The sequence below is a fragment of the Neptuniibacter pectenicola genome, assembly GCF_001597735.1.
GTDB classification, from domain to species: Bacteria; Pseudomonadota; Gammaproteobacteria; order Pseudomonadales; family Balneatricaceae; genus Neptuniibacter; species Neptuniibacter pectenicola.
Window position 1 is genome coordinate 1 of record NZ_LUTS01000082.1, and the last position, 454, is coordinate 454.

1 protein-coding gene is annotated in these 454 nt (G+C 43.2%); it reads left to right on the top strand.

Going from position 1 to position 454, the window contains the following annotated elements; genetic code table 11:
- Positions 1–454 (top strand): hypothetical protein (locus tag A3773_RS19815; RefSeq protein ID WP_197462844.1); only part of this gene is annotated, 454 nt, incomplete at both ends.

Below are 454 nucleotides of genomic sequence, written 5' to 3' on the forward strand. Positions count from 1 at the left end.
AAAAAGAGAAAGAAAAAAGAAAAAGAAAGAAAAGAGAAAGAAGAAAAAGAGAAAAGGAAAAAAAAGAAAAAAAAAAAGGAGAAGAGAAAGGAAGGGAAGAAGGGGGAGTAGGAAAGGAGAGGAAAAACAAAAAAGAAAAAATAGAGAGTAGGAAAAGGGGGGGGAAGAAAAGAAGGGAGGGGGGAAAAAGGAAAGAAGGGGGGGGAGGAAAGGGGGGAGGGAGAAAAAAGGGGAAGAGGAAGAAAAAGGAGGAAGAGGAGGGGGGAGAAGAAGGGGGAAAGGAGGAAAAGAAAGGGAAAGGGGAGAGAAAAAGGGAAAGAAAAGGAAGAAAGGAGAGGGGGAGAGAAGGGAGAAAGAGAAAAGAGAAAAAGGGAGAGGAAAAAAGGGAAAGAGGGAAAGAAAGAGAAAAAGAGAGGGAGGAAAAGAAGAGGGAAGGAGGAGGAAAGAAGGGGGG